Raw genomic sequence first — 6,394 nt, forward strand, 5'->3', positions numbered from 1 at the left:
CAGCGGGAGAGAGTAATGGGAGCAAGGGGCGACGCCCAATACAGTTCCCATGCCGCGAATCCGGAGCCGGCCGTCGTGTTGGCGGGCGATGTCTTCTACGACCCCAAAACCGCCGAGCGAACCCTTGCCACCCTGAACGCGTTCGCCGAAACGGGCGCGGATATTCTGATCGGAGATCCCTTCCGGGACCATCTGCCTCTGCATGAACTCGCCGTCATCGCGCGTTACGATGTCGCCGATTTCGCCTCGGGCGGCAAAGCGGTGACGGCGGGCGTTTTCAGGCTGCGGCGAGCTTCGACAGCTTGTTCATGATGATCGCCGCCTGGCCAAGGCGCTTGTCGGGCGTCGGCAGGTCGCGGTTGAAATAGATGCTGTGGTCGGGGCGAATCTTGGCCGAAACGCTGTTTTCGGCGATGAACTGCACGAGGCCGGCAGGGTTGGGGAATTCGCGGTTGCGGAATTGCACCACGATCCCCTTTGGCCCGGCATCGAGCTTTTCGACATTTGCAATCCGGCAAAGCGACTTGATGAACACCACCTTCAGGAGCGACTGCACTTCTTCCGGCATCGGCCCGAAGCGGTCGATCAGCTCCGCGCCGAAGCCGTCGATATCGGTCGCATCCGTCAGTTCGCCGAGCCTGCGATAGAGCCCCATGCGCAGGTTGAGATCCGGAACATAGCTTTCCGGGATCATCACCGATGTGCCGAGCGCGATCTGTGGCGACCAGTCGGAGCCGCCGGCATCCTCGTCGCCCTTGGCCTCGGCCACCGCCTCTTCCAGCATCTGCTGGTAGAGTTCGAAGCCGACTTCCTTGATATGGCCGGACTGTTCCTCGCCAAGCAGGTTGCCAGCGCCGCGAATATCGAGGTCATGGCTTGCAAGCTGGAAGCCCGCGCCAAGCGTATCGAGCGATTGCAGCACCTTCAGCCGGCGGTCGGCGGTATCGGTCAGCCGCTTGTTGACCGGCAGCGTGAACACAGCGAAGGCCCGCGTCTTGGAGCGCCCCACGCGCCCGCGCAACTGATAGAGCTGGGCGAGGCCGAACATGTCGGCGCGGTGGACGATCAGCGTGTTGGCGGTTGGCACGTCGAGGCCGGATTCCACGATCGTGGTCGACAGCAGCACGTCATACTTGCCGTCATAAAAGGCATTCATGATGTCTTCGAGCTGGCCCGCCGCCATCTGGCCGTGGGCAACCGCCACCTTCAGTTCCGGCACTTCCGCTTGAAGAAAGGCCTCGACCTCCGAAAGATCGGAAAGGCGCGGGCAGACATAGAAACTCTGGCCGCCGCGGAAATGCTCGCGCATCAGCGTCTCGCGGATCACCAGCGGATCGAAGGGCGAGATGAAGGTGCGCACCGCCATCCGGTCAACCGGCGGCGTGGTGATCAGCGACAATTCGCGCACGCCGGTCATGGCAAGCTGCAGCGTGCGCGGGATCGGGGTTGCCGAGAGCGTGAGGACGTGGACGTCGCTCTTCAGCTCCTTCAGCCGCTCCTTGTGCTTCACCCCGAAATGCTGCTCCTCGTCGATGATCAGCAGGCCGAGATTGGCGAACTTGATCGAGGCGCCGAGCAGCGCGTGGGTGCCGATCACGACATCGAGCTTGCCCTCGGCAAGATCCTTCTTGGTCTGCGCCAGTTCCTTGGCGGGAACCAGACGCGAGGCCTGCGCCACCTTGATCGGCAGGCCGCGGAACCGTTCGGCGAAGGTCTTGTAATGCTGGCGCGCCAGAAGCGTGGTCGGCACCACCACGGCGACCTGAACCCCGTTCATGGCCGCAAGAAAGGCTGCGCGCAACGCAACCTCGGTCTTGCCGAAGCCGACATCGCCGCAGATCAGCCGGTCCATCGGCCGGCCGAGGCCGAGATCGCCGCGCACCGATTCGATCGCGTTGAACTGGTCCTCGGTTTCCTCGTAGGGGAAGCGGGCGGCGAACTCGTCGTAAAGCCCCTCCTCCGTCGCCAGAACGGGCGCGAACCGCGTGGCGCGCTTGGCGGCGATGGCGATCAGCTCGTCGGCCATGTCGAGCAGGCGCTTCTTCAGCCGCGCCTTCTTGGCCTGCCATGCCCCGCCGCCCAGCCGGTCGAGCGTCGCCTCGGCGGCATCCGAGCCATAGCGCGACAGGAGTTCGATGTTTTCGACGGGCAGGAACAGCGTGGCGTCGTCGGCATATTGCAGTTCCAGGCAATCGCGCGGCGCGCCCGCCGCCTCGATGGTTCTGAGGCCGATGAACCGGCCGATGCCGTGCTCGGCGTGGACCACAAGCGAACCCTCATCGAGCCCGGAAACCTCCGCAATGAAATCGCTCGCCTTGCGGCGGCGGCGGTTCTTGCGGATCAGGCGATCGCCGAGAATATCCTGTTCGCCGATGACGAACAGATCGCCGGTCTCGAACCCGCCCTCCAGGCTCATCACCGCGCTGGCCGCCTCGCCCCGCCCAAGCTTTTCGACCTCGGCCAGAGCGCCGATCGGTTTGATCTTCTCTAGCCCGTGTTCCTTCAGCACCTGCAGCAGCCGGTCGAGCGAGCCTTCCGACCAGCCGGTGATCAGCACCTTGCCGCCGCCAGCGCGCTTGTCGGCGATATGGCGCACCGCCTGTTCGAACACATTGGTGCGGGCGTCGTCATCGCGCGCCTTGGCCTCGGACGCCCAGCGCGGGCCGGCATGGGCCTCAAGCGCGATCACCGGCTTGCCAACGCTGGAAGCCTCGTTGAACGGCGACAGCCTGATTGACCGGACGGCATCGAGGCCGGCCGAAAACGCCTTGTCGTCGAGATAGAGCGTATCCGGCGGCACGGGCTTGTAGGGCGCGCCGCCGCGCGCGCCGTCCATATTGGTGCGTCGGGCCTGATAATAGTCCTCGATCAGAGCGGCGCGCTCGGCGGCAGCCTCGCGGGCGGTGTGATCGACGACGACGCTGAAACCGCCGAGATAGTCGAACATGGTTTCCAGCCGCTCGTAGAACAGGGGCAGCCAGTGCTCCATCCCGGCATAGCGCCGACCTTCGGATACCGCCTGATAGAGCGCGTCGTCGCGGGTGGCAGCGCCGAACATGGAGAGGTAGTTCTTGCGGAACCGCGCGATATTGTCGTCGCCGAGCGTCACCTCGCTCATGGCGTTGAGCTCGAGCGACTTGACCGTGCCGATGGTGCGCTGGCTTGCGGCATCGAAGGCGCGGATGGTTTCCAGCGTATCGCCGAAGAAATCAAGCCGGACGCCGTTTTCCGCGCCCGGGACGAACACGTCCAGTATGCCGCCGCGCACCGCATATTCGCCAACGGCCCGGACGGTCGGCACCCGCTCGAAGCCGGCATCGGCGAGACGATGAACGATCTGGTCCATGTCGATGACCTGCCCGGCGCGGGCCGAAAAGCCGAGCGAGGCCACGATTTCGCGCGGGGGCAGCTTCTGCAGCATCGCATTGACGGTGACGAGAATGATTGCCGGATGCGGCTTTTGCGCATGGGCGACAAGGCCGGCAAGCGCCGAAAGCCGGCGCGCCTCGGTATCGGCGCCGGGCGAAACCCGGTCATAGGGCAGGCAGTCCCAGGCAGGCAGAGTGAGCACCGGAATATCGGGGGCCACGAAGCCGAGCATCTGCTCGAAATCGGCGATCCGCTGGCCGTCGGACAGGACATAGGCCACCGATTGCCCGGCCCGCGCCATTTCGGCCAGCACAAACGGCTCCGTGCCCGGCACGGCATTGGCGATGGTCACCGCACCGCTCAGGCTTTCGAGTTTCTTAGGGTTGAATCCGGAAATCATGGTTTTCGCGCGTTTCAGGCGTTTTTTTCGACCGGATCGAAATCCGGCCGGTAGGCGGCGATGCTTTCAAACAGCTTCATGCGCAGATGGTCCGGCACGGGCGAAGCACCATTGATCCATGCGATCAGGTCGGCGTCTTCCTCGGCCATGATCGTCTCGAACTGGTCCAGCGTCGCATCGTCCATATCGGCGATATTGTCCTCGGCAAACTGGCCGAGGATCAGGTCCATTTCGCGAATGCCGCGGTGCCACGCGCGAAACAGCATGCGCCGTCGCCGCGGGTCGAGGTCGGCGCTGGTGCGCTTCAAACCGGTCATTTCGATACCTTCTCTGTTGATTGGCCTCTATAGCGGCTCGTTTCGCGCTTGTCAGCCTTGCCAAAGCCGTTCAGCGGGTACATTTCAAAAATATGCGACCCGCACTGCTCGATCCCCTGTTCGCTCCGGCCTCCTCGCTCGCGGGGATCGGGCCGAAACTTGCCAAGCTGCTGATGAAGCTGACGGGCAGCGAGGACGAGGCCCGTGTCATCGATCTCGTTTTCCATGCGCCGACATCGGTGATCGACCGGCGGCTGAAGCCGGGCATCGCGCATCTGCCCGAAGGCGCGATCGTGACCGTCGAAGGCCGCGTCGACCGCCACCAGCCCGCCCCCTCCCGCTCCAACGCGCCTTATCGGGTTTATCTCCACGACGAGACCGGCGAACTGACGCTGACCTTCTTTCACGCCAAGGCCGACTGGCTGGAGAAATCGCTGCCGGTTGGCGAGACCGTGGTGGTGAGCGGCCGCGCCGAATGGTTCAACGGCCGCCCGACAATGGTGCATCCCGACTATATCGTGCCGGTCGAGAAAGCCGACACGCTGCCGACGGTGGAGCCGGTCTATCCGATGACGGCCGGCCTCTCGGCGAAAATCCTGCGTCGCTCGATCGAATCGGCGCTTGCGCGGGTTCCGGTATTTCCCGAATGGATCGATCCCGCAATCGTCGCGAAACAGGGCTTTCCGACGACCGGCGAGGCGCTTGCCGCCCTCCACAATCCCCGCGATGAAACCGATATCGAGCCGCAGGCCCCGGCGCGTCGCAGGCTGGCCTATGACGAATTTCTGGCCGGTCAGCTTTCGCTGTCGCTGGTCAGAAGCAGGATGCGCAGGGCCAGGGGCCGGCCGGTGCGCGCAACGGGCGCGCTGTCGGACAAGGTGCGCGCCGCCCTACCCTTTCAACTCACAGAAGGCCAGCAGCAGGCGGTGACGGCGATCCTCGAGGACATGTCGACGGAAACCCGGATGCTGCGCATGCTGCAGGGCGATGTCGGCTCCGGCAAGACCATTGTCGGCCTGCTCGCCATGCTGGCCGTGGTCGAGGATGGCGGCCAGGCGGTGCTGATGGCGCCGACCGAAATTCTGGCGCGCCAACATTATGAAGGCATCGCAGCCCTTGCCGAAAAAGCCGGCGTGACCGTCAGCCTTTTGACCGGCAAGACGAAGGCGCGAGAGCGCAAGGAGATAGAGGCCAAGATCGCAAGCGGCGAGGCAAGGATCGTGATCGGCACCCACGCATTGTTTCAGGACAATGTTGCCTATCACGATCTCAGGCTTGCGATCGTCGACGAACAGCACCGTTTCGGCGTCCATCAGCGGCTCAGGCTGACGGCCAAGGGCATGGCGCCGCATCTTCTGGTGATGTCGGCAACGCCGATACCGCGCACGCTGGTGCTCGCCGCCTTCGGCGACATGGATGTCTCCAACCTCACCGAGAAACCGGCCGGGCGAAAGCCGATCCAGACGGTCACGATCCCGCTGGAGCGGATCGGCGATATCGTCGGCCGGCTGCGCGATGCGCTGGCCCAAGGAAAAAAATCCTACTGGATCTGCCCGCTGGTCGAGGAATCGGAGGCCGTCGAGCTGATGTCGGCCGAGGAGCGCTACGAAACGCTGGCAAAGGCGCTCGGCCCCGACAAGGTCGGCCTGATCCATGGCCGGATGTCGTCCGCCGACAAGGACGCGGCGATGGAGGCGTTCCGCTCGGGCGAGACCCGCCTGCTGGTCGCCACCACGGTGGTGGAAGTGGGCGTCGACGTGCCGGATGCCTCGATCATCGTGATCGAACATGCCGAGCGCTTCGGCCTCGCCCAGCTTCACCAGTTACGCGGGCGCGTCGGCCGCGGCGACGAGGCCTCTTCCTGCATCCTGCTCTACAAGGGGCCGCTCTCGGAAATGGGCCACGCCCGGCTCTCGGTGCTGCGCGAAAGCAATGACGGCTTCCGCATTGCCGAGGAGGATCTGAAACTGCGCGGCGAAGGCGAACTTCTCGGCACCCGCCAGTCCGGCATACCGGGCTTTCGCTTCGGCAGCCTTGAGGCCCATGGCGACATCCTCGCCATCGCCCGCAAGGATGCCGGCTATATCGTCAGCAAGGACTCGGAGCTCAAGAGCGAGCGCGGCACGGCGCTCAGGACCCTGCTCTATCTGTTCCGCCGCGATGAAGCGATCCGGTATCTCAACGCGGGGTAGCGTGGTCCACGCCTCGCCTGCCTGATGTTCTCTCCCCTATCAGGTGTCACCCTCGGACTTGATCCGAGGGTCCAGGCGGCGTTCTCCGTGTTGCCTGGATGCTCGTGTCAAGCACG

3 protein-coding genes and 1 pseudogene are annotated in these 6,394 nt (G+C 64.5%); 2 read left to right on the forward strand and 2 right to left on the reverse strand.

Going from position 1 to position 6,394, the window contains the following annotated elements; translation table 11 throughout:
- Positions 1-312: pseudogene (locus B4E36_RS23365) on the forward strand (hypothetical protein); the annotation flags it as partial.
- Here the strand turns inward: B4E36_RS23365 and mfd are convergent.
- Positions 278-3,769, reverse strand: coding sequence for a transcription-repair coupling factor (gene mfd / locus B4E36_RS23370; RefSeq protein WP_345900874.1), 3,492 nt, complete (start codon positions 3,767-3,769; stop codon positions 278-280). The pseudogene B4E36_RS23365 and the gene mfd overlap by 35 nt on opposite strands.
- A gap of 14 nt (positions 3,770-3,783) precedes the next feature.
- Positions 3,784-4,086 carry a succinate dehydrogenase assembly factor 2 gene (locus B4E36_RS23375; RefSeq protein WP_345900875.1) on the reverse strand — a complete coding sequence of 101 codons (303 nt, stop codon included), beginning with the start codon at positions 4,084-4,086 and terminating at the stop codon, positions 3,784-3,786.
- Positions 4,087-4,178: 92 nt separating this feature from the next.
- Between B4E36_RS23375 and recG the strand changes: the two genes are divergently transcribed.
- Positions 4,179-6,278 carry an ATP-dependent DNA helicase RecG gene (recG, locus tag B4E36_RS23380; RefSeq protein ID WP_292054827.1) on the forward strand — a complete coding sequence of 700 codons (2,100 nt, stop codon included), beginning with the start codon at positions 4,179-4,181 and terminating at the stop codon, positions 6,276-6,278.
- Positions 6,279-6,394: the final 116 nt, after the last annotated feature.

The sequence above is a fragment of the Martelella sp. UBA3392 genome (assembly GCF_002358775.1).
Lineage (GTDB): Bacteria > Pseudomonadota > Alphaproteobacteria > Rhizobiales > Rhizobiaceae > Martelella > Martelella mediterranea.

Coding starts and splice junctions, on each gene's coding strand:
- mfd (WP_345900874.1), bottom strand. CDS start 3,769: ATGATTTCCGGATTCAACCCTAAGAAACTCGAAAGCCTGAGCGGTGCG.
- B4E36_RS23375 (WP_345900875.1), bottom strand. CDS start 4,086: ATGACCGGTTTGAAGCGCACCAGCGCCGACCTCGACCCGCGGCGACGG.
- recG (WP_292054827.1), top strand. CDS start 4,179: ATGCGACCCGCACTGCTCGATCCCCTGTTCGCTCCGGCCTCCTCGCTC.